Genomic DNA, 20,493 nt, shown 5'->3' on the forward strand with positions numbered 1-20,493 from the left:
CCGTTCTCGCTCAGTTGGAGGCTTGCGACGCATCGCGGACGGGCGTGATATGGTCGCCGTCGCGAACATAGGCACCGGCCTTGGCGACGACCTCGTCACCGGCCTTCAGGCCCTTGAGAATCTCGACATAACCTGCGTCCTGAATGCCGGTCTCGACATTCACGAACTTGACCACGCCGTTCTCGACCTTGCGGGCGGAGGAGCCGTTTTCCTCGCTGTTGACTGCCGTCAGCGGCAGGGCGACGCCATCCTCCTGGCGAATGATGATCTCGGCGCTGCCATACATGCCGGCGCGCGCCTTCTCGCCGTCGTCGATCGAGATGTGCACCGCGCCGAGGCGGGTGAGGGAATCCACGATGGGGGCGACGAGGCGGACGGTTCCGGTAAGCTTCTCGCGGCTGCCGGAAAGGGCGATGAGAGCCTTCTGGCCGATGACGATCTTGGTGATATCGCTTTCGGACACATCGACCACCAGTTCGAGCCGGCTGTCGCGGATGATGGTGAAGAGCGGATCGCCGCTGCCGTTGGCGATCGCGCCGACGCGGGCGTTGCGCGAGGCGACGGTGCCCGCGACAGGCGTCTTGATGCCGGTGCGGGCAAGCTTCAGGTCGGTGTCGGCGATCTGGCTGTCGGTGACCTTGAGATCCGCTTCGGCAACGGCGATTGCCTGCTCTGCTGAAACCACGCGTGCCTTGTTGGCGGCGGCGGACGCATTCGCCTGTTCGACGGAGGAGGTCGACATTGTGCCCTTGGCACCCATTGCGACGGCACGGACGCGCTGTAGTTCCGCTTCTTCAGCGTTGGCGTGCGCCTCGGTCAGCTGCGCGCGCAATTGTGCAAGACTGGCCTCGCCCTTTGCTCTTGTCGCTTGCATCTGGCTCTTCTGAAGGATCAATGCATCGTCGTTCAGCGTGGCAAGCGTGCTGTTCGCCTCGACTTTGTCGCCGACATCGGCATTGAGCGAGCGGATCGAGAGACCATCCACCTGCGGCTGGATGTAAACCTCCTCGACGGCCTTGACCGTGCCGGTCGCAACGACCTTGTCGGTCAGGTGGCGCATCGTAGCTTTGGTGATGACGATCGCCGGCAGGTTCTGCTTCGGCGTCGTGACGGCGGATTGCTCGGCCAGCGCGGCGGGTGCCGCCAGCAGGGAAAGCAGGATGGCGGTCGTGCTTAGAAGTCTAAACGGCGTGGGGGCCATGCGTCCAGTTCCAGTTCAGCGTTGGCAAAATGGATTTCGCTGTTTTCCGTCGCGAACACGGGGATCGATGCATGCGTGCCGGCTTCTCCGGCGGATCAATATCCGTCTGTCATGCCTTGCAGGTCCCTCATCCTAAAATCGCACCTATAGATGGGAGCGTTTTTCAATTCTCACAAGATCACGAGAAAATGATTTCGCGGGTATTTCTATCCTTCGCAACCTTGCGAAGCAATCACGGCATTGTGATGTCAGCATTCGAATAGTTGATAACCGAGGGCTTTTCCGCCAAGTTTTGCGCGAAAGCCAGCCTTTTGTTGCCGCTGTTACAAAATGAAAAAAACGCGCGGGGCCTGAAACCCCGCGCGTTTTAGTCTCTAAGAGTACTCCGGGCTTATTTCAGAGCAGCGTCCGTGACCTCATGCGTATAGGCGCCGGACGGTTTCTTGTTGATGATCTTCTGGTCGAGCAGGGCTTCGACCGTGCGGTCGTAAAGCTTCGTGTCGAGCTTGCCGTTGCCGATCAGCTTGGCGACTTCGCCCATCATGCGCTTCTGGTGGTTTTCGTCCTGGCCGCCATTGTCCATCACAATCCCGGCGGCCTCATCCGGATGCTCGACGGCATATTTCCAGCCTTTCATCGAGGCGCGGACGAACTTGACCATATCGGCCTTGAACTTCGCATCCTTCAGCTTGTCTTCCTTGACATAGAGGCCGTCTTCCAGAAGGTCGACACCGAGCTTGGTGTAATTAAAGACGGTCAGGTCTTCCTGCTTGAAACCGGCATCGATTGCCTGCCAGTATTCATTGTAGGTCATGACAGAGATGCAGTCGGCCTGCTTCTGGACGAGCGGCTGCACGTCGAAGCTCTGCTTGAGCACGGTGACGCCGTCCTTGCCGCCATCGGTCTTCAGGCCGATCTTGTGCATCCAGGCGAAGAAGGGATATTCGTTGCCGTAGAACCAAACGCCGAGCGTATGCCCCTTGAAATCCTTCTCCGTCTTGACCGAGCCATCCTTGGGGCAGATCAGTTCGAGGCCGGATTTCTCGAAGGGCTGGGCGATGTTGACCAACGGCACGCCCTTTTCGCGGGCAACCAGCGCGCCACCCATCCAGTCGACGATGACATCGGCGCCGCCGCCGGCGATCACCTGTTCCGGGGCGATATCCGGGCCGCCCGGCTTGATGTCGACGTCAAGGCCTTCTTCCTTGTAGAACCCCTTGTCCTTGGCGACGAAATAGCCTCCGAACTGACCCTGGGCCACCCATTTCAGCTGCAAGGTCACCTTGTCGGCGGCCATCGCGGCCTGCGTAGCAGCCAGCGTCATCGTACTTGCCATCAATGCGAACATCAGTTTTTTCATGTTCTTTACCCTTTTCCCTCTGAAGTTATGCCTTGATCCCTTGAGGAGACCCCGGATTACGTCTGCCCACCGCGGATAGACGGATGCCAGAACGTCACCATTCTCTCGACAATGGCGACGATACCGTAGAAGACGGAACCTGCAACCGCTGCAATCGCGATCTCGGCCCAGACCATGTCGAGGTTCAACCGACCATTTTCGGTCGAGATGCGGAAGCCCATGCCCGACATGGGAGTGCCGAAGAACTCCGCCACGATGGCACCGATGAGGGCCAAGGTCGAGTTGATCTTCAGCGCATTGAAAATAAAGGGAGCGGCGGCCGGCAGGCGCAGCTTGAACAGCGTCTGCCAGTAGCTCGATGCATAGGTGCGCATCAGGTCACGCTCCATGTTGCCCGCCGCGGCAAGGCCCGCCACAGTGTTCACCAGCATCGGGAAAAAGGTCATGACGACGACGACGGCCGCCTTCGATTGCCAATCGAAACCGAACCACATGACCATGATCGGCGCAACGCCGATGATCGGCAGAGCGGAGACCAGATTGCCGATCGGCAGCAGGCCGCGGCGCAGGAAGGCGAAGCGGTCGGCAAGGATGGCGACGATGAAGCCGCTGGAGCAGCCGATGATGTAGCCGATCAGAACCGATCGGAAGATCGTCTGCTGAACATCCGTCCAGAGGATCGATATGGAGCCGGCAATGCGGGCGCCAATGGCGCTCGGCGGCGGCAGGAGGATGAATGGAATACCGGCCCCGCGTGTCACCGCTTCCCAGATGATGATGATCCAGACCCCGAAGATCACCGGGATCAGCAACCGTAATGTATAGCTGTCGGCGGTCGATTTCACCCGAATGGCCGACAGGATGGAAACGCAACGCCAGGCAAGCAGCCACGCCGCGGCGAGGAGGATAAAGAATGAGGCCGCCGCACTGCCTTCGTTGCCCGATATTCCAGCCAGCAACAGCCAGGCGGCCGCGTGCGCGGCGAAGAAGAGGATCGCCGCGCAGAGGGTTGCAGGCAGGTTCATGAAGGAAATCGTGGCTGCGGCGGCAATAAGAATGAAAATGACGAAGGTGGTGCCGCTACTGAAGGGCGTGGCGGCATCGGCGGCGAGCAGCGGCAGCATCGGAAGCGCAGCGAGGCAGAGAAGCAGGGAGAGCGTACCTTGCCACGACGAATGAAAATTCCTCATGCCGCACGGCCTCCCATGGCACGATCGACGATGCGCGCCGCGATGCTGACGGCGGCAACCAGCGCGGCCGCCAGGATCGAGCCGGCGACGAGCGTCGCCCATATGTCGATCGTCAGGCTCTGATACGAGCCTGCGAGAAGTTTGGCGCCGATGCCGGCGACTGCGCCTGTCGGCAATTCACCAACGATCGTGCCGGTGAGGCTCGCGGCGATTGCGACTTTCATCGAGGTAAAGAGGAAAGGGATCGAGGCGGGCACGCGCAGTTTCCAGAAAGTCTGCGTGGCGCTGGCATTGTAGGTACGCATCAGGTCGAGATGCATGACCTCCGGCGATCGTAATCCCTTGACCATGCCGACGGCGACGGGGAAGAAGGAGAGGTAGGTCGAGACCAGTGCCTTGGGAATGAGGCCGGTAACGCCGATCGAACCCAATACGACAACGACCATCGGCGCGATCGCAAGGATCGGTATGGTCTGCGAAGCGATGATCCATGGCATCAGGCTGCGATCCAGAGCGACCACATGCACGATGCCGACCGCGATCAGGATGCCGAGAACGGTACCGAAGGCGAAGCCGACAGCGGTCGAGGACAGGGTCACCCAGGCATTGTAGACGAGGCTGCGGCTGCTTGTGGGAGCGCGAAGGAAGGTGTTTTCGAAAACATTCTGGGCCACTTGGTGCGGTGCCGGCAGGATCGGCTTTGGCTGCGACAGCGTCTTGCCAATGAATTCCATCGCCGTCGGGGAGAGATTGCCGCGCCTGTCGAGATCGCGCTGGAACGGCGAATTGAGGATGACCGCGAAGACATACCAGAGAACCAGGATTGCCAGGACGATGGTCGTGACGGGCAGGAACTTGTGCTTGAAGAACTGTTCCCTTTCCATGATCATGCCCTGCCTTGCGCAGGAAACAGCATCAAGACCATGGCGACGATGCCGAGACCCACGCCGGCGAGCTGCTGCAGGCTTAGTCGCTCGCCGAAAATAATGAAGGCGATGACGTTGACGACGACGAGCTGGGCGATGGAGGAGGCGGAGATCGCCAAGCCAAGCCCGCCCTCGCGCATCAGCCGCACCATCATCAGATTGCCGATGCAATAGAGGATAAGCGCCAGGATCAGCACCAGAACGTTGTTGTTGATGACATAGGCGCGCGAGGCTGTGGCACCACTGATGAAGATCGCCATGGCGCCGGTAAGCCAGAGGAGGAATTGCGGGTTCATGATGCCCCTCCCGTTGTGGCAAAGCCCCTCATCCGGCCTGCTGGCCACCTTCTCCCCGTCATGACGGGGAGAAGGGGATAGTAGCGCCCACAGCCTTCCCTCCAGCGAACGAGATTGGCGGTCGTGTCGAGGTCGTTCCCTCTCCCCGTGCACGGGGAGAGGGCTAGGGTGAGGGGCTGCCGTGCGACGGAGCTATCCATGGTCCTATTCCTCATAGCTATGTCCGGCCCGCAAGCCTTCGCGGACGCGATGGGCGATTTCCAGGAATTCCGGCGTTTCGCGAATGCCGAGCGGGCGTTCGAGCGGCAGCGTCGATTCGATGACATCGGTGACGCGGCCCGGACGGGGCGACATGACCACGATCTTGGTGGAGAGATAGACCGCCTCCGGGATGGAGTGGGTGACGAAGCAGATGGTCTTGTTCGTCTGCTTCCACAGTTTCAGCAGCTGTTCGTTGAGGTGGTCGCGGACGATTTCGTCAAGCGCGCCGAAGGGTTCGTCCATCAGCAAGAGGTCGGCATCGAAAGCCAGCGCGCGAGCGATCGAGGCACGCTGCTGCATGCCGCCCGAAAGCTGCCAGGGGAATTTCTTCTCGAAGCCGCTGAGATTGACGAGTTCCAGGGTCCGGGCAATGCGCTTGGCCTGCTCTTGCCTGTCGTAACCCATGATTTCGAGCGGCAGCGCAATGTTTTTCTCGATGGTGCGCCAGGGATAGAGTGCGGCGGCCTGGAAGACATAGCCATAGGCGCGGGCCTTGCGTGCTTCCTCCGGCAACATGCCGTTGACGGTAATATCGCCTGAACTCTTCCGCTCGAGATCGGCGATGACACGCAGGAAAGTGGTCTTGCCGCAGCCCGACGGGCCGATGAAGGAGATGAAATCACCCTTGCGGACATCGAGATCGACATTGCTCAGCGCATGCACCGGCCCGTCATTCGTATCGTAGGTGAGACAGAGATTCCGCGCGGAGACGACGGAGGAAGCGGATGACGTCATTAACACCTACCAGTCCTGATTTCGCCGCATGGTTGGGGCGGATTGCGTGTTATCCTGCTTGGCATTGCTGCAGCTCGAAGGGGCGAGGGTGCCTTGCTGCTGGATCCAGGGGAGCAATGCCATGAGTGTTTCATCGAACCCCACCTGCCGTGTCGTGCGGCCCGGCGGCGCCTATGCCGGAAAACAGGGCTTCAGCTATTTTGAAGGGATTGCTGCCGAGACAGTGGGCTCGACGGGGATTTGCATGCATCTCCTGACGATACCGCCGGGTGCTCGCGCCAAGGCGCATCTTCACGTCTCGCACGAGACGGCGATCTATGCGATTTCCGGCGAGACACATTGCTGGTTCGGCGATGAACTGGAAGAACACGTCATCGTTCGCGAAGGCGAGATGTTCTATATTCCGGCCGGCGTTCCGCATCTTCCAGCCAATCTCAGCGATCGGCCGGCGATAGCGGTCATCGCCCGCACTGATCCGAACGAACAGGAAGGCGTCGTCCTGCTGCCGGATCTGGAGCGGTACGTGCCGCGCTAGAGCCGTTTCGCTTTTCTTCGAATCGCGAAAATGATCTATCTCTTTGTTTTTACGCAATTCCGGATGGAAAACCGCTTCGCACTTTTCCTGGTATTGCTCTAGGCGGCCGATGAGCCGAAGCGCCGTGCCCAAGCGTCATACCCCGCTGGCGGGGATGCCGCTGCGCTGCACCTTGCGCGGCGCTGTGACTTCTTTCCAAGTCGAAAGCGCGCGGTTGACGGCGGTGAAGGGATCGCGCCTGACGAACTCGCCATGGCCCTCCTTCGTCTTCACCGTGCCTTCCTCGATGGCGACGACGCCCCGCGTCAGCGTATAGCGCGGCAGGCCGGTCACTTCCTTGCCTTCGAAGACATTGTAGTCGATCGCCGACTGCTGTGTCTTGGCGGCGATGGTCTTCGAACGCTTCGGATCCCAGACGACGATATCGGCATCGGCGCCTACAAGGATGGCGCCCTTTTTCGGATAGACGTTGAGGATCTTGGCGATGTTGGTCGACGTGACGGCGACGAATTCGTTCATCGTCAGGCGGCCGGTGTTGACGCCATGGGTCCAGAGCATCGGCATGCGGTCTTCAAGTCCGCCGGTGCCGTTCGGGATCTTGGTGAAATCGTTAAGACCGAAGCGCTTCTGCTCGGTCGTGAAAGCGCAATGGTCGGTCGCGACCACCTGCAGCGAGCCGGATGCGAGGCCGGCCCAGAGGCTGTCCTGATGCTGCTTGTTGCGGAAGGGCGGTGACATGACGCGGCGGGCGGCATGATCCCAATCCGCATTGGCATATTCGCTTTCGTCGAGCGTCAGGTGCTGGATCAGCGGTTCGCCATAGACGCGCATGCCCTTCTGGCGGGCGCGGCGGATGGCTTCATGCGCCTGTTCGCAGGAGGTATGGACGATATAGACCGGCGAGCCAGCCATGTCGGCGATCATGATGGCGCGGTTCGTCGCTTCGCCTTCGACCTCGGCCGGGCGGGAATAGGCATGCGCTTCCGGGCCGTTATTGCCTTCGGCCAGCAGCTTCGCCTGCATCTGCGCGACCACGTCGCCGTTTTCCGCATGGACGAGCGGCAACGCACCGAGCTCGGCGCAGCGCTGGAAGGAGGAGAACATCTCGTCGTCATCCACCATCAATGCGCCCTTATAGGCCATGAAATGCTTGAAGGTGTTGATGCCCTTGTCGCGGACGATGGCCTCCATCTCGTTGAAGACCTGCTCGCCCCACCAAGTAATCGCCATGTGGAAGGAATAGTCGCAGTTTGCTCGCGTCGACTTGTTGTCCCACATGGTCAGCGCCTCGAGCAGTGACTGGCCGGGCGAGGGAAGCGCAAAATCCACCACCATCGTCGTGCCGCCGGCAAGAGCCGCGCGGGTGCCGCTCTCAAAATCGTCGGAAGAATAGGTGCCCATGAACGGCATTTCGAGATGCGTATGCGGATCGATGCCGCCGGGCATGACATAACAGCCGGAGGCATCCAGCACTTCGCTGCCCGCGAGATTCTGCCCGATCTCGACGATCTTGCCGCCTTCGACCTTGACGTCCGCCTTATAGGTCAGGTCGGCCGTAACGATGGTTCCACCCTTGATGACTGTGCTCATGGTGCGTGCTCCAGATGTGTGAGGTTCCGATGTTGGGAATCGTGGCCGTCAAGCCACGATCTCCGCCGTCTCGACGACTGCGTGGAACAGCACATCCGCGCCGGCGGTCGCCCATTCCTTGGAGATTTCTTCGGCTTCGTTGTGCGAGAGGCCGCCGACGCAGGGGCACATGACCATCGTGGCGGGAGCGACCTTGGCAGCCCAGCAGGCATCGTGGCCCGCACCGGAGATGAGGTTCATGTGGCTGTAGCCGAGCCTTTCGGCGGCGTCGCGCACGGAGGCGACGAGCTTGGGATCGAAGGTCACCGGCTCGAAATGGCCGATGGCTTCCACCGAGCAGCCGACGCCGAGGGCGTCACAGATCTCTTTCGCTTCCGCTTCGATCCTGGCGCGCATGCGGTCCAGCTTTTCCTTGTCGGGCGTGCGGATGTCGACGGTGAAGACCACTTTGCCGGGCAGGACGTTGCGCGAATTCGGCGAGAAGAAGACCTGGCCGACGCCGCCGACGGCGCCCGGCTGGCTTTCCATCGCCACGCTCTGCACCATCTCGACGATCCGCGACATGGCAAGACCGGCATTCACGCGCAGGTTCATCGGCGTCGAGCCGGTATGTGCTTCCTTGCCGGTCAGCGTGAATTCCAGCCACCACAGGCCCTGACAGTGCGTGACGACGCCGATGGTCTTGTCTTCGGCTTCGAGGATCGGACCCTGCTCGATATGATATTCGAAATAGGCGTGCATCCTGCGGGCGCCGACTTCTTCATCGCCCAGCCAGCCGATGCGCTTCAGCTCCTCGCCATAGGTCTTGCCGTCCGGATCCTTGCGGCCATAGGCGAATTCCAGCGAATGCACGCCGGCGAAGACGCCGGAGGCGAGCATGGCGGGCGCGAAGCGCGCACCTTCTTCGTTGGCCCAGTTGGTGACCACGATCGGGTGCTTGGTCTTGATGCCGAGGTCGTTCATCGTGCGGACGACTTCGAGGGCGGCGAGCACGCCGAGGACACCATCATACTTGCCGCCCGTCGGCTGGGTATCGAGGTGCGAGCCGACATAAACCGGCAGCGCGTTCGGGTCGGTGCCGGCGCGGGTTGCGAACATCGTGCCCATCTTGTCGACGCCGACGGTCAAGCCGGCCTTGTCGCACCATGTCTTGAAAAGGCTGCGTCCCTCGGCATCGGCATCCGTCAGGGTTTGACGATTGTTGCCGCCGGCAATGCCGGGACCGATCTTTGCCATATCCATCAGCGTATCCCAAAGGCGATCGCCATTGATACGCATGTTTTCTCCTGGCGCTGCCACCATGATGCAATCCTCACCTGTTTGTCCCGAAGCATGCAAGGCGCATGCCCGATTGTTCCCGTGGTCTATTCAGAGCGGTGTCTTGTTTTTCTCGCCCGGAAAATCCCCAGTTGCCTTTAAGAAACATCTGACGGATAATTTGACCGATTGGTAAACATTACAACTTCCGTGGCGCGGCTCAAGACGAAAAGCACGAAAATTTCCGATAAAATTTCAGGCGATTGCTTAAATCCGATGCATCGGCAGGGTGGATGAGGGCGCGGCCGAAAGGCTTGGATTTCAAGGAGAAACAGAGCACACATGGCCATCCCGAGAGCCGCCAAGACGCAGCGCCGCACCCGTATCCAGGAAGAGAAAGAGGAAATCATACTGGAAGCCGCGCTGGACGTATTTTCTGTCAGCGGCTTTCGTGGCTCGACCATCGACCAGATCGCCGAAGTCGCCGGCATGTCGAAGCCCAATCTACTTTATTATTTCCGCACCAAGGAGGCCATGCATCGGGCTCTGATCGACCGGGTGCTGTTTACCTGGCTGGAACCACTGCGCGCCTTCGACGCCAATGGCGATCCCGAAAGCGAGATTCGCTCCTATATCCGCCGTAAGCTCGAGATGGCCCGTGATTTCCCGCGCGAAAGCCGGCTCTTCGCCAATGAGATGCTGCAGGGCGCGCCGCATGTGGAGGACGAGCTGCGTGGACCGTTGAAAGCCCTTGTCGACGAAAAGGCGGAGGTCATCCGTGTCTGGGCCAGGAACGGCAAGATCGCCAAATGCGATCCCTATCACCTGATCTTCTCGATCTGGTCGACCACGCAGCATTATGCGGATTTCGACGTGCAGGTGCGTGCGGTCTTGGGGCCGGAACATTCGGGCGAGGGGCGTTTCGAGGACGCCGCCCGCTATCTGGAGCAGCTTTTCGTCGATGGGCTTCGCATTCGAGGACCACACGGCTAGAGCGCCGCATGTCCAAACGGCGCTGATTTTATTGGATTTTTCCAAATTCTTAGAATTTTTCTCGCGTTAAGGGTGTGGTATCGATTCGCACCCTATATGGCTGGTTGCTGCATAACATAGATATTGATTTTAGTCGGTCATTGGCCTATGAAAAAGATAGGGATCAAGACGGATGTTGCTTTTCGTTTTGTGAATGAAGCCACATTTCATCCCGTATGCACGGTCGAAATTCAAACGCCGGATGGTGTGATTTCGGTGATGGCTGAGCCTCAGATGGTCGGGAACGCGCTCTATCTTCGCGGCTTCCATATCCAAGGCGAGGACATTTTAATGAACGACCTTGGAGCGCATCGTCTCAGAAATCTGGCGGAGATCGCTATGGAGGAAATGGAGTGTCATGAACTCGTCGTTGAAGGAGCGGTTCGAACGACTGGGGCCGGTCGAGGACGTACGCTGCGGCCAATCCGGTTCACCCGTCGCGATATCCCTGCATTTTGACCAACCCGTAAAGGGTTTCCGATCTATTTCCGCGGTCCATGCCTTGGTGAAAGGCGGAATGTCCATGCTGGCGGCGAAGAAAGCTATCGAGCGAGCGATGGAAAAGGGACAGGCGACCATGCTCGTCCCGCATGTCGACAGCCAGGCCGATCTTGCACGCGAACTGGAGGAGACTGGGCTCGTCGTGAAGGCGGTCGCCTTCCGTCCGATCGATGTCAGGGAAATTCGCCGGAAACTCGGTCTAACCCAGGAGCAGTTCGCGCTTCGCTTTGGCATCGATCTGGAAACGCTCCGCAATTGGGAGCAGGGCAAACGGTCGCCGGACAAAACAGCGCAAAGCTATCTGCGCGCCATAGAACGGATGCCGGAAGAAATCCAGGCGGCTCAGGAAGACCGTATTCTCAAGTTTTAACAACGGAAACACCCGCCCGGACGTGCCGGACGGGTATGCTTTTCGCATCTGCCGCTATTACTCCGCCGCCTGCCGCGCCATTGGATTGTTCGGATGGGTCGTCCAGTTGGCGTAGTTCGGGTCGACGATCTTGCCGGTGCGCTTGTCGAGGGCGCCGGCCGGCAGTTCTTCCATGGTGATGCAGTTCTCGACGGGGCAGACGTTGACGCAGAGATTGCAGCCAACGCATTCCTCTTCAATCACCTCGAAGCGCCTGACGCCATCGACGAAGTTGGTGATTGCCTGGTGCGAGGTGTCCTCGCAGGCGATGTGACAGCGGCCGCACTTAATGCAGGCATCCTGATCGATCTTCGCCTTGGCGATGTAGTTGAGGTTGAGATATTGCCAGTCGGAGACATTCGGCACGGCGCGGGCGATAATATCGTCCAGAGTGCGGTGCCCTTTTTCGTCCATCCAGTCGGAAAGGCCCGTGATCATCTCCTCGACGATCTTGAAGCCGTAGGTCATCGCAGCGGTGCAGACCTGCACGTTGCCGGCGCCGAGCACCAGGAATTCCGCCGCATCGCGCCAGATCGTGATGCCGCCGATGCCTGATATCGGCAGGCCGTAGGTATCAGGATCGCGAGCAATCTCGGCCACCATGTTGAGTGCGATCGGCTTCACCGCCGGACCGCAATAGCCGCCATGGCTGCCCTTGCCGCCGACCGTCGGATTAGGGGCGAAATTGTCGAGGTCGACCGACACGATCGAGTTGATCGTATTGATCAGCGACACCGCGTCGGTGCCGCCGGCCTTGGCGGCGCGGGCGGGTTTGCGGATATCGGTGATGTTGGGCGTCAGCTTGGTGATGACGGGCATGCGGGTGTACTGCTTGCACCAGCGCACGACCATTTCGATATACTCGGGCACCTGTCCCACAGCGGAGCCCATGCCGCGCTCGGACATGCCGTGCGGACAGCCGAAATTGAGCTCGATGCCGTCGGCTCCGGTTTCTTCCACCAGCGGCAGGATGGCTTTCCAGGCCTCTTCCTCGCAGGGAACCATGATCGAGGCGATCAATGCGCGATCCGGCCAGTTCATCTTCACCTGCTTCATCTCGCGCAGGTTGGTGTAAAGGTCGCGGTCGGTGATCAGCTCGATATTGTTGAGGCCGAGCAGGCGGCGGTCGGCGCCCCAGATCGCGCCATAGCGCGGGCCGTTGACGTTGACGACCGGCGGTCCTTCTTCGCCCAAGGTCTTCCAGACCACGCCGCCCCAGCCCGCCTTGAAGGCGCGCTCGACATTGTAGGCCTTGTCGGTCGGCGGCGCGGAGGCCAGCCAGAACGGGTTCGGGGATTTGATACCAACGAAATTATTGCGGAGATCAGCCATGTCGGTTCTCCTTTCAGGCGACTGCAGCGGCCGGCTTCACGGAGCCAAGCGCGCGGTTGATGGATTCGGCCGCGTCGCGACCCTGCGCTACGGCCGAGACTGTCAGGTCATCGCCGCCGAGCACGCAGTCGCCGCCGGCCCATACGCCTTCGATCGAGGTCCGGCCCTCGCCATCGATGGCGATGCGGCCGGATTCCATGCGCAGGGCGCCAAGGCCTGATGCCTCGAACGTCTGGCCGATCGCCTTGAAGATCTGATCGGCGGCAATGACACCGACATCGCCGGTGCCGGCAAGCTTGCCGTCGCGCAGCTCGGTATATTCGACCTCGATGCCGGCGACCTTTCCGTCCTTGTCGAGGATGCGCTTCGGGGCCAGCCAATGGCGGATGATGACGCCCTTCGAGGCGGCGAGATCCTGCTCGAACTCGGAGGCGTTCATATGCTCCTTGCCGCGGCGATAGCAGATCGTCACCTCTTCGGCGCCAAGCAGCTTGGCCTGTACGGCCGCGTCGATCGCGGTCATGCCGCCGCCGAGGACGACGACGCGGCGGCCGATGGCGATATCGGCCTTGCTGCTTGCCTGGCGGAGCTCGGCGATATAGGCGACGGCGTCTGCAACGCCATCGAGATCTTCGCCTTCGGCGCGCAGCGCGTTGACGCCGGCAAGGCCGAGGCCGAGGAAGATGGCGTCATATTGCTGGGAGAGGTCGGAAAGGCTGAAATCGCGGCCAAGCGCCTGGCCGTTCTTAACTTCGATGCCACCGATGGCGAGAACGTAGTCGACTTCCTTCTGGGCGAAATCGTCGACCGTCTTGTAGGTGGCGATGCCATATTCGTTGAGACCGCCGGCCTTTTCGCGGGCGTCGAAGATGGTGACGTCATGACCCTTCACGGCAAGACGATGGGCGCAGGCGAGACCGGCAGGTCCGGCGCCGATGACGGCGATCCTCTTGCCGGTGGATTCGGCGCGTGAATAGAACTGCTTGTTCTCGGCCATCGCCGTGTCGGTCGCATAGCGCTGCAGCCGGCCAATCTCGACCGGACGCTCTTCGGCAGTGTTGCGCACGCAAGCCTGCTCGCAGAGCTGCTCGGTGGGACAGACGCGGGCGCACATGCCGCCGAGGATATTCTGATCGAAGATCGTCTTGGCCGAACCGATCGGGTTGCCCGTCGAGATCTGGCGGATGAACATCGGAATGTCGATGGAGGTGGGACAGGCCGTCATGCACGGCGCGTCGTAGCAGAAATAACAGCGGTCGGATGCGACCAGCGCCTCGTGTTTGTTCAGGCGCGGATGAAGATCGGAAAAATTCGCATCATATTCGGCTGGCGTGAGCCTGCCTTTATGAATCCCAGTTTCCAGTCGTCCCATTGAAGTTCCCTCTTATAGTAAACGGCTAGTACTGAAACGGTAACTCAGGTTAAAAAATTTATCAAACGGTAAATTTTTGTCGTCGCACGAGGTGTCCAACGTGTGCTGAGCCGCGCGAGGAAGCATGCGGTTTCGATCGATCGCAGTCGTTCAACTATATGTTTTTAATGGATTTTATTCTGCTGCCGGAGGAGGATTCCGATGAGGCGGCCATGTCGCTGCGACAGCAGGCATCGACCGAGGTGCGACCCTCGCCGCGCGGGCATTCCGGAGAATATGAAGAACAGGTGAATTTTTTCGCGGCGGCATGGAACCAAGGGTCCGCAGCGTCGTTATGACCGTATCCTGACGATGATCGCATCTCCTGATGCACGCCCAATAACATCTCAGGATTATACTCACGGTCCCCTCCCGATGAGTGCAAAGCAGCCAGTGCGCCGCCCTCGCACTGGCTGTTTTCCTTTGTCTCCTGCATAATTTCCAAGGCGTTACAGCGCCTCAGCGGCGTCGCAGGATCTCGTATTCAGTCTCAGGAATGGTGAGGCGATAGCCGATGCTGCCGTCCGTGATGGCGAAATCGGCGTGGCCGTTCATCGAGGTCGGCACGACGCGCTCGAGCACGGTGCGGCTGAAGCTGTTATCTTCGAATTCATGATCGGAGGGCGTATAGAAGCGCTCCGACCAGGCCACCTCGATTGCCTTCTTGCCGTCGAGTTCGGCCTCCTTGCAATTCAGTGTGATGCTGGTGGCGCCCGTCGAAATCGCGCCATGCGAGGCGGAATTGACGATCAATTCATGCAGCGCCAGTCCCAGGTGCACTGCGGCATTGGGCGTCAGATGGGCATTGATGCCATAGATCGGCAACGGCACGCCGGCATCGGGCCAGTAGGGAGCGAACTGCTTTTCCGCGAGTTCGAACAAATATGCACCGCGCCAGCTCGAATCCGTGATGAGATCCTGCGAATTCGAGAGGGATTGCAGGCGCCCACGGAACTTGATGAGAAAATTGTCGACGGAAAGCGTGTGGCGCGCAGTCTGCGTGGCAATGCCCTGTATGATCGCCAGCAGGTTCTTGGAGCGATGCGACAGTTCGCGCAGCAGCGATTTCAGGACTTTTTCGCGATGGCGGCTCTCGGTGATTTCGGAAATGACCGAGAGCACGCCTTGCGGCTTTCGCCCGCCGATGCGCTCCATCTTCAGCTCGTAGATGCGAGCGCCGTCGCCGCTTGCCATCTCAACTTCGGCGGTCGCGGACTTGCCGCTTTCGAGCACGCCCTGCTTCAGGCGCAAAAGATGCTCGCCGTCCTTTTCGCCGAACAGATGCGAGTCGTTGCCTCCGACGACAAGGGACGGCCGCAGCTGGTCCGGCAGGTTGTCGGCGAAACGGATTGCTAGATTCACGTCCTGAAACAGGATCGACACGTTGGCGCTTGTAAGCGCCCGCTCCATCAGAGCCGCTTTGCCTTCCAAACTCAAAGGCGCGCCGGGTAATGGTTCAGACGTATTCACCGGCTTGCCTTTCACTCGCATTTTGAGAAGCCCGCCGATAGGGCATTCTCATTCCCAAGAACTCGAGCCGACCTATAAAATGACCCTGCATAACAGTCGGTAAACCGGCCGTTCTGTACGCCAACGTCCGGTCGTTATCTTTGTTCCGCTTCGGAGGGGGGACTTCGATCAGGCAGCCACCTTTGTGGTTTCGTTAAAGAAAAGGGCCTGGCTGATCAGGGCCTTAACCATATCGGGATTGAACGGCTTGGTTACGAGGAAGGTCGGCTCCGGCCGCTCGCCCGTCAGCAGCCGCTCCGGGAAGGCGGTGATGAAGATCACCGGTATGCTGGCCGTCTTGAGAATGTCGTTGACGGCGTCGATACCCGAACTGCCGTCGGCAAGCTGGATGTCGGCAAGCACCATGTTCGGCTTTGTCGCATTATAGAGAGCGACGGCTTCGGCGTGCGTGCGGGCAATGCCGGTGACGCGATGCCCCAGGCTTTCCACCATCTGCTCGATATCCATCGCGATCAGCGGTTCGTCCTCGATGATCATGATATCCGTCGCCACCTGGCGCGAGATTTCCTGGGAGGCCGTGTCGAGAAGATGCATGGCTTCGCTTTCCGAGACGTCAAGGATATCGGCGATCTCGCCGAGGCGGAAACTTTCAACGGAGGCAAGCAGGAACGCCTGGCGGGCAAGCGGCGACACCTTGGAAAGGTTCACCGAGGCACGCTGTTCCCAGGCAAAGGGCGACATTGGCTCGGGAATCTGAAGCGTCACGGAACCGAACAGCTTCGTGAACAGTTTATATAGGGCGACACGGTCGCTGTCCGTGTCGGGAAAGATGGAGATGTCAGCGATGATGGCTTCCAAAACCGCAGCAACATAGGCGTCCCCCGACGTCTGCGTTCCGGTCAAAGCACGTGAATAACGCCGCAAATACGGAAGATGCGGCGCAATGCGTGTGGAAAGTGTCATCAATGGCTCCCGCCTTTTATCAAATTCTAATTAAATACAGCGCGGACGCTGCAATGACTAATAAACGTCAGTTGAGTAAAAAAGTTCCTCTTTGGCGGAACTTTTTTTAGGCAGTCGCATTACAATGCTTACAATCTGTAGACCTCATCCTTTACGATTCGTTAGGCAACAGATTTGAATGAGGTCAATCGCTCTCCTGACGGAGACAAAGGTGCGCTTATCCATGAACGCGAGACAATTGAGAAGCGAGCGGGCTATAATGACTATCCAAAATCACGAGGACGCAGACAAGAAGGCATCCGACCTGCGCGCGGTAGATATCCTCGACCCTAATAATCAAATCGGCAACCGGCTGCGTTCGTTCTATGCTACCATGCAGGACGAAGCCATTCCCGATCGCTTTCTCGATCTGCTCGAGAAGCTTGATCAGGCCGAACGCCTGGCTTCCGCAAAGGTCTCCGAATAGGAGGTGGGCGTCATGGAAACCCAATCGAGCTTCAAGCGCGAACTTCTCGCGGCCCTTCCGAGCCTGCGTGCCTTCGCTATTTCCCTGACCGGCCGCCACGATCGCGCCGACGATCTTGTCCAGGACACGATCATGAAGGCATGGGCCAAGCAGGATCATTTCGAGATGGGCACGAATATGAAAGCCTGGCTCTTCACCATCCTGCGAAACGAGCTCTATAGCCAGATGCGCAAGAGCGGCCGCGAGGTGCAGGATACCGACGGCGTGTTTACCGAATCCATGGCAACTCACCCCTCTCAATATGGGGCGGTCGACCTGCAGGATTTTCGCAAGGCACTGGAGCAGTTGCCGCCGGATCAGCGTGAAGCCATCATCTTGGTGGGTGCGTCCGGATTCTCCTATGAGGAAGCCGCCGAAATTTGCGGCTGCGCGGTCGGTACCATCAAGAGCCGCGTCAACCGCGCCCGCCAGCGCCTGCAGGAGCTGCTGGATATTTCCGGCGAGGCGGATTTCGGTCCGGATGCCACGTCAGCGCCGCTGACCTCCAAGGCATTCGCCTTCTGACAAGAAACCCGGTCTCTCGACCGGGTTTCTTTCATTGAATCATTTCACACGGGGATTTGTGCTTCCCTTTGCCCAACCGAGGCGTATTGCTCCCGATTTTCTTCAATCCTACTTGCAGGCTTTGAAGGGCAGGCTTTGAAGGCCGGCGGATCAATCCTCGTCGTCTTTCGTCGCGAAGACGTTGCCGAATACGAGGGCTGCTGCGATGGCTGCTGTCAGCAGCGGCTGCTTGCGCACAAGGCCGAGGGCCGCTGCCGCCATCGACTCCATTGCCAGCCGGCGTTCGCGCGCCCGGCGCTGCTCCTGCTGGTTGATGATGGCCATGATGACAAGGACGATGAGCCCGAGGAGCAATGCGCCCGCCGCAATCAGCAGTGCCGAGACGGCTGCGCCGTAGATCGTCGCAAGCCAGATGGCTGCGGAGATCAGCGCGAAGGCATAGGCCGTCAACAACAGGAGGGCCGCAATGGCGATGAAAATACCGTTGCGCTTAGTCCGCGCAACGGTGCGGTTGAAGGTGCCCGACAGAAGCAGGCCAAGGATCGGAGCGATCATCCCGCCACCCTAGCGGCGAGACAGAAGCAGGGCGACGGCAAGGCCGAATGCAGCAGCCGCGCCGATGGTGGCGACTGGATGCTGACGCACAGTTCTGCGCATTTCGCGCGAGCCCCTTGCATAGCCGCGCTGGAGATCCCGCAGCAGTTCCTCGCCACGAACCGTCAGGTCATCGAAACCGGACTCGGCGCTGGCGCGCAGTTTCCTGCTCTGCTTGGCGCTGTTGTCACTAACCAGCTTGGCGAAAGCTGCAACTTCCTCGCGCAGCGATTCGATCTGCTGCTCAATGCTTGCCTCGACATCCTGCAGGCTGCTGCCATTGCGCTTGCCGCGCACCGAATGGAGAATGGATGTAGCCATGTTCAGCTCCCTTTCGCTTTGCTTGGGCGCCCTGTCGGACACCTATAGTTCGCGGTGATCGGAGGTCATCCAACGGACCAGACGATCGAGCGTTCGAAACATCGATTCCGATCGCATGGTTTCAACGCGCGGATGCAACAAAAAGTTCCAGAATGCGCGATGGAAGCAAGGTCAGTCGATCAGCGCGCTGTGGGCTAGAACGAAGGGGGCGCCATCGGCCGGAATGCGGTTGACCTGCAGGTTGCAGCCGAAGACGTCCTGAAGATGCCGGTCCGTCAGCACGTCCTTGACAGCGCCCTCGGCCTGCAGCCGGCCGTTCTTGAGCAGAATCATCCGGTCGGCAAAGAGCGCAGTCAGGTTGAGATCATGCATCACGGCGATGACGCCGCCGCCGCGCCGGCAGAATTGCCGGGCAAGCGTCATGATGGTGAGCTGGTGGCTGATATCGAGGCTGGAGACCGGCTCGTCGAGAAGCAGCCAGCAGGGCATGCCGTCGATGACGGGTTCCGGGATCTGGCAGAGCACGCGGGCAAGCTGCACGCGCTGCTGTTCGCCGCCGGAAAGCTCCTGGTAGAAGCGCCCTTCGAAGCCGCCAAGATCGACGGCGGCAAGGGCCTCGGCGGCCGTGCGGTCTGCCTGTTCCGGCTGACGGTTGCGTCCGCTGGTAAGGCCCATTCGTACGATTTCACGGACGGTGAAGGGGAAGGAGATGGAGCTTGCCTGTGGCAGGACGCCCCGCATTTCGGCAAGCTGCCAGGCTTCCAGCTTGCCGATTTCGGTGCCGTTTATCTGCACGGAGCCGCGATAGGCCAGTTCGCCGGAGACCGCTTTCATCGTGGTGGTTTTGCCGGAGCCGTTCGGGCCGCAGATCGCCGTCAGCGTCCCGGCCTCGGCCGTGAAGGATATGTCCTGCACGACGGCCTTGCCGGAAAGCCGGACGCTCAGATTGGAGACATCGATCATCGCAGGCTCACAGGCTGAGGCGCGAGCGCTGCCGCAGCAGCATCCACAGGAAGAAGGGACCGCCGACGCCCGCCGTCAGGATGCCGATCGGCAATTCCGCCGGGGAAACCACGGTGCGCGCCGCCACATCGGCAATGATCAGCAATGCGCCGCCGAGCAGCGCGGAAGCCGGCAGGAGGAAGCGGTGGTCGGGTCCGATGACCATGCGCAGGATGTGCGGCACCACGATGCCGACGAAGCCGATGCCGCCGCTGACGGCGACAGAGGCGCCGACGGCCGCGGCCACGCTGACCACGGCGATATTCTTCAGCCGCTGCACCGATATCCCCATGTGAAAGGCGGCAGCCTCGCCAAGCGTCAGTGCGTTCAAGCCGCGTGCCATGAAGGGAAGCGGCAGGAGAGAAAGGACGATGATGGGGCCGGCACCGCCGACCTTGCTCCAGGTCGAGCCCGCCAACGAGCCCATGCTCCAGAAGGTGAGGTCGCGCAATTGCCGGTCGTCGGCCATGTAGATGAGGATTCCCGTTGCCGCGAGAGCGAGGGAACCGAGCGCAATGCCCGCAAGCAGCATGGTCGCGATGGACGTCTGCCCCTGCCTGGTTGCGACTTTATAAAGCAACATGGTCGTCACCAGGCCGCCGATGAAGGCTGCGAGGGGCAGGGCGAAGATACCGAAGAAATGCGCGACCGGACCAAGAATGCCGCCGCCGAGAGCGATCATGGACACGGCACCGAGGCCGGAGCCGGCGGACACGCCGATCAGGCCCGGATCGGCCAGCGGGTTGCGGAAGAGACCCTGCATGACCGCCCCCGATACCGCCAATCCGCCGCCGATCAGGAAACCGAGAATGGCGCGGGGCAGGCGGATGTCGAAAATGACGATACGGTCGCGATTGCTGAGCGCGCTTTCCGCGCCGCCGCCCAGCATGCCTGTCATCACGTCGACGACCGAAGCATTCGAGGCGCCTGTCGTAATGGAGAAGAAAAATGCAGCGGCGGAAACCAGAGCGAGGCCGGCGATGACGAGGATCGCAAGTGTGGTGCGATCCCCCTCGCGACGGCGTGCCGTGGTTTGCGACATCTGCTTCAATCCTGCCATGGCATCGTTGAATGCCA

Annotated in this window: 22 protein-coding genes; 6 read left to right on the top strand and 16 right to left on the bottom strand. The window is 60.2% G+C overall.

Going from position 1 to position 20,493, the window contains the following annotated elements; translation table 11 throughout:
* Positions 1–10 precede the first annotated feature (10 nt).
* The 6 genes from HGP16_RS02335 to HGP16_RS02360 form a co-directional block, all read right to left on the bottom strand.
* The gene (locus tag HGP16_RS02335; protein WP_168838400.1) at positions 11–1,201 is read right to left on the bottom strand and encodes an efflux RND transporter periplasmic adaptor subunit; all 1,191 of its coding nucleotides are present in this window, start codon (positions 1,199–1,201) and stop codon (positions 11–13) included.
* Between the two features lie 391 nt (positions 1,202–1,592).
* Entirely contained in the window at positions 1,593–2,561 is a 969-nt protein-coding gene (locus HGP16_RS02340; RefSeq protein WP_168838401.1) for an ABC transporter substrate-binding protein, read from the bottom strand.
* Positions 2,562–2,617: 56 nt separating this feature from the next.
* Positions 2,618–3,751 carry an ABC transporter permease gene (locus tag HGP16_RS02345; protein ID WP_168838402.1) on the bottom strand — a complete coding sequence of 378 codons (1,134 nt, stop codon included), beginning with the start codon at positions 3,749–3,751 and terminating at the stop codon, positions 2,618–2,620.
* Entirely contained in the window at positions 3,748–4,635 is an 888-nt protein-coding gene (locus HGP16_RS02350) for an ABC transporter permease (RefSeq protein WP_168838403.1), read from the bottom strand. The genes HGP16_RS02345 and HGP16_RS02350 overlap by 4 nt, the downstream gene beginning before the upstream one ends.
* Positions 4,636–4,637: 2 nt before the next feature.
* Positions 4,638–4,973: a hypothetical protein gene (locus HGP16_RS02355; protein ID WP_168838404.1), complete on the bottom strand. Its 336-nt coding sequence runs from the start codon at positions 4,971–4,973 to the stop codon at positions 4,638–4,640.
* A gap of 204 nt (positions 4,974–5,177) precedes the next feature.
* Positions 5,178–5,969: an ABC transporter ATP-binding protein gene (locus HGP16_RS02360; RefSeq protein ID WP_168838405.1), complete on the bottom strand. Its 792-nt coding sequence runs from the start codon at positions 5,967–5,969 to the stop codon at positions 5,178–5,180.
* Between the two features lie 121 nt (positions 5,970–6,090).
* Between HGP16_RS02360 and HGP16_RS02365 the strand changes: the two genes are divergently transcribed.
* Positions 6,091–6,504 (top strand): cupin domain-containing protein, encoded by a 414-nt coding sequence (locus tag HGP16_RS02365; protein WP_168838406.1) that lies wholly within the window; start codon positions 6,091–6,093, stop codon positions 6,502–6,504.
* A gap of 135 nt (positions 6,505–6,639) precedes the next feature.
* Here the strand turns inward: HGP16_RS02365 and hydA are convergent, their stop codons facing one another.
* Complete coding sequence (gene hydA, locus HGP16_RS02370) at positions 6,640–8,094, bottom strand: dihydropyrimidinase (protein ID WP_168838407.1); 1,455 nt, start codon at positions 8,092–8,094, stop codon at positions 6,640–6,642.
* A 48-nt stretch (positions 8,095–8,142) separates the two neighbouring features.
* Positions 8,143–9,396 carry a Zn-dependent hydrolase gene (locus HGP16_RS02375; RefSeq protein ID WP_168838408.1) on the bottom strand — a complete coding sequence of 418 codons (1,254 nt, stop codon included), beginning with the start codon at positions 9,394–9,396 and terminating at the stop codon, positions 8,143–8,145.
* Between the two features lie 297 nt (positions 9,397–9,693).
* Here HGP16_RS02375 and HGP16_RS02380 point away from each other — a divergent pair, with 297 nt between their 5' ends.
* The 3 genes from HGP16_RS02380 (at position 9,694) to HGP16_RS02390 (ending at position 11,254) form a co-directional block, all read left to right on the top strand.
* The gene (locus HGP16_RS02380) at positions 9,694–10,344 is read left to right on the top strand and encodes a TetR family transcriptional regulator C-terminal domain-containing protein (protein ID WP_168838409.1); all 651 of its coding nucleotides are present in this window, start codon (positions 9,694–9,696) and stop codon (positions 10,342–10,344) included.
* Positions 10,345–10,491: 147 nt separating this feature from the next.
* Positions 10,492–10,842 (top strand): hypothetical protein, encoded by a 351-nt coding sequence (locus tag HGP16_RS02385; RefSeq protein ID WP_168838410.1) that lies wholly within the window; start codon positions 10,492–10,494, stop codon positions 10,840–10,842.
* Positions 10,843–10,900: 58 nt separating this feature from the next.
* Complete coding sequence (locus tag HGP16_RS02390; RefSeq protein WP_246703248.1) at positions 10,901–11,254, top strand: helix-turn-helix domain-containing protein; 354 nt, start codon at positions 10,901–10,903, stop codon at positions 11,252–11,254.
* Positions 11,255–11,311: 57 nt separating this feature from the next.
* On the opposite strand, the gene preA is transcribed toward HGP16_RS02390, so the two are convergent.
* The 4 genes from preA to HGP16_RS02410 all read right to left on the bottom strand — a co-directional run bounded on the left by preA (position 11,312) and on the right by HGP16_RS02410 (position 16,469).
* Positions 11,312–12,625: an NAD-dependent dihydropyrimidine dehydrogenase subunit PreA gene (gene preA, locus HGP16_RS02395; RefSeq protein WP_168838411.1), complete on the bottom strand. Its 1,314-nt coding sequence runs from the start codon at positions 12,623–12,625 to the stop codon at positions 11,312–11,314.
* Positions 12,626–12,638: 13 nt separating this feature from the next.
* Positions 12,639–13,997, bottom strand: coding sequence for an NAD(P)-dependent oxidoreductase (locus HGP16_RS02400; protein WP_168838412.1), 1,359 nt, complete (start codon positions 13,995–13,997; stop codon positions 12,639–12,641).
* Positions 13,998–14,495: 498 nt separating this feature from the next.
* Positions 14,496–15,527 (bottom strand): sensor histidine kinase, encoded by a 1,032-nt coding sequence (locus HGP16_RS02405; protein ID WP_168838413.1) that lies wholly within the window; start codon positions 15,525–15,527, stop codon positions 14,496–14,498.
* 147 nt (positions 15,528–15,674) lie between these two features.
* Positions 15,675–16,469, bottom strand: a complete 795-nt coding sequence (locus tag HGP16_RS02410) for a response regulator (RefSeq protein WP_112340415.1) — start codon at positions 16,467–16,469, stop codon at positions 15,675–15,677.
* Positions 16,470–16,728: 259 nt separating this feature from the next.
* Here HGP16_RS02410 and HGP16_RS02415 point away from each other — a divergent pair, with 259 nt between their 5' ends.
* The gene (locus HGP16_RS02415) at positions 16,729–16,935 is read left to right on the top strand and encodes a NepR family anti-sigma factor (protein WP_168838414.1); all 207 of its coding nucleotides are present in this window, start codon (positions 16,729–16,731) and stop codon (positions 16,933–16,935) included.
* A 12-nt stretch (positions 16,936–16,947) separates the two neighbouring features.
* Positions 16,948–17,499, top strand: a complete 552-nt coding sequence (locus tag HGP16_RS02420; RefSeq protein WP_168838415.1) for an RNA polymerase sigma factor — start codon at positions 16,948–16,950, stop codon at positions 17,497–17,499.
* 150 nt (positions 17,500–17,649) lie between these two features.
* Here HGP16_RS02420 and HGP16_RS02425 read toward each other — a convergent pair whose 3' ends face one another.
* From HGP16_RS02425 to HGP16_RS02440, 4 genes are all read right to left on the bottom strand, one after another.
* On the bottom strand, positions 17,650–18,054 hold the full coding sequence (locus HGP16_RS02425; RefSeq protein WP_168838416.1) for a hypothetical protein: 405 nt from the start codon (positions 18,052–18,054) through the stop codon (positions 17,650–17,652).
* 9 nt (positions 18,055–18,063) lie between these two features.
* The gene (locus HGP16_RS02430; protein WP_168838417.1) at positions 18,064–18,414 is read right to left on the bottom strand and encodes a glycine zipper domain-containing protein; all 351 of its coding nucleotides are present in this window, start codon (positions 18,412–18,414) and stop codon (positions 18,064–18,066) included.
* A 171-nt stretch (positions 18,415–18,585) separates the two neighbouring features.
* On the bottom strand, positions 18,586–19,377 hold the full coding sequence (locus tag HGP16_RS02435; protein WP_168838418.1) for a heme ABC transporter ATP-binding protein: 792 nt from the start codon (positions 19,375–19,377) through the stop codon (positions 18,586–18,588).
* Positions 19,378–19,384: 7 nt separating this feature from the next.
* Positions 19,385–20,476, bottom strand: a complete 1,092-nt coding sequence (locus tag HGP16_RS02440; protein ID WP_409526805.1) for a FecCD family ABC transporter permease — start codon at positions 20,474–20,476, stop codon at positions 19,385–19,387.
* Positions 20,477–20,493 lie beyond the last annotated feature (17 nt).

The sequence above is a fragment of the Rhizobium sp. P40RR-XXII genome (assembly GCF_012641405.1).
Lineage (GTDB): Bacteria > Pseudomonadota > Alphaproteobacteria > Rhizobiales > Rhizobiaceae > Rhizobium.

Excerpts from the sequence above, each read along its gene's own strand:
- HGP16_RS02335 (WP_168838400.1), bottom strand. The coding sequence starts at position 1,201 with ATGGCCCCCACGCCGTTTAGACTTCTAAGCACGACCGCCATCCTGCTT.
- HGP16_RS02340 (WP_168838401.1), bottom strand. The coding sequence starts at position 2,561 with ATGAAAAAACTGATGTTCGCATTGATGGCAAGTACGATGACGCTGGCT.
- HGP16_RS02345 (WP_168838402.1), bottom strand. The coding sequence starts at position 3,751 with ATGAGGAATTTTCATTCGTCGTGGCAAGGTACGCTCTCCCTGCTTCTC.
- HGP16_RS02350 (WP_168838403.1), bottom strand. The coding sequence starts at position 4,635 with ATGGAAAGGGAACAGTTCTTCAAGCACAAGTTCCTGCCCGTCACGACC.
- HGP16_RS02355 (WP_168838404.1), bottom strand. The coding sequence starts at position 4,973 with ATGAACCCGCAATTCCTCCTCTGGCTTACCGGCGCCATGGCGATCTTC.
- HGP16_RS02360 (WP_168838405.1), bottom strand. The coding sequence starts at position 5,969 with ATGACGTCATCCGCTTCCTCCGTCGTCTCCGCGCGGAATCTCTGTCTC.
- HGP16_RS02365 (WP_168838406.1), top strand. The coding sequence starts at position 6,091 with ATGAGTGTTTCATCGAACCCCACCTGCCGTGTCGTGCGGCCCGGCGGC.
- hydA (WP_168838407.1), bottom strand. The coding sequence starts at position 8,094 with ATGAGCACAGTCATCAAGGGTGGAACCATCGTTACGGCCGACCTGACC.
- HGP16_RS02375 (WP_168838408.1), bottom strand. The coding sequence starts at position 9,396 with ATGGTGGCAGCGCCAGGAGAAAACATGCGTATCAATGGCGATCGCCTT.
- HGP16_RS02380 (WP_168838409.1), top strand. The coding sequence starts at position 9,694 with ATGGCCATCCCGAGAGCCGCCAAGACGCAGCGCCGCACCCGTATCCAG.
- HGP16_RS02385 (WP_168838410.1), top strand. The coding sequence starts at position 10,492 with ATGAAAAAGATAGGGATCAAGACGGATGTTGCTTTTCGTTTTGTGAAT.
- HGP16_RS02390 (WP_246703248.1), top strand. The coding sequence starts at position 10,901 with ATGTCCATGCTGGCGGCGAAGAAAGCTATCGAGCGAGCGATGGAAAAG.
- preA (WP_168838411.1), bottom strand. The coding sequence starts at position 12,625 with ATGGCTGATCTCCGCAATAATTTCGTTGGTATCAAATCCCCGAACCCG.
- HGP16_RS02400 (WP_168838412.1), bottom strand. The coding sequence starts at position 13,997 with ATGGGACGACTGGAAACTGGGATTCATAAAGGCAGGCTCACGCCAGCC.
- HGP16_RS02405 (WP_168838413.1), bottom strand. The coding sequence starts at position 15,527 with ATGCGAGTGAAAGGCAAGCCGGTGAATACGTCTGAACCATTACCCGGC.
- HGP16_RS02410 (WP_112340415.1), bottom strand. The coding sequence starts at position 16,469 with ATGACACTTTCCACACGCATTGCGCCGCATCTTCCGTATTTGCGGCGT.
- HGP16_RS02415 (WP_168838414.1), top strand. The coding sequence starts at position 16,729 with ATGACTATCCAAAATCACGAGGACGCAGACAAGAAGGCATCCGACCTG.
- HGP16_RS02420 (WP_168838415.1), top strand. The coding sequence starts at position 16,948 with ATGGAAACCCAATCGAGCTTCAAGCGCGAACTTCTCGCGGCCCTTCCG.
- HGP16_RS02425 (WP_168838416.1), bottom strand. The coding sequence starts at position 18,054 with ATGATCGCTCCGATCCTTGGCCTGCTTCTGTCGGGCACCTTCAACCGC.
- HGP16_RS02430 (WP_168838417.1), bottom strand. The coding sequence starts at position 18,414 with ATGGCTACATCCATTCTCCATTCGGTGCGCGGCAAGCGCAATGGCAGC.
- HGP16_RS02435 (WP_168838418.1), bottom strand. The coding sequence starts at position 19,377 with ATGATCGATGTCTCCAATCTGAGCGTCCGGCTTTCCGGCAAGGCCGTC.
- HGP16_RS02440 (WP_409526805.1), bottom strand. The coding sequence starts at position 20,476 with ATGGCAGGATTGAAGCAGATGTCGCAAACCACGGCACGCCGTCGCGAG.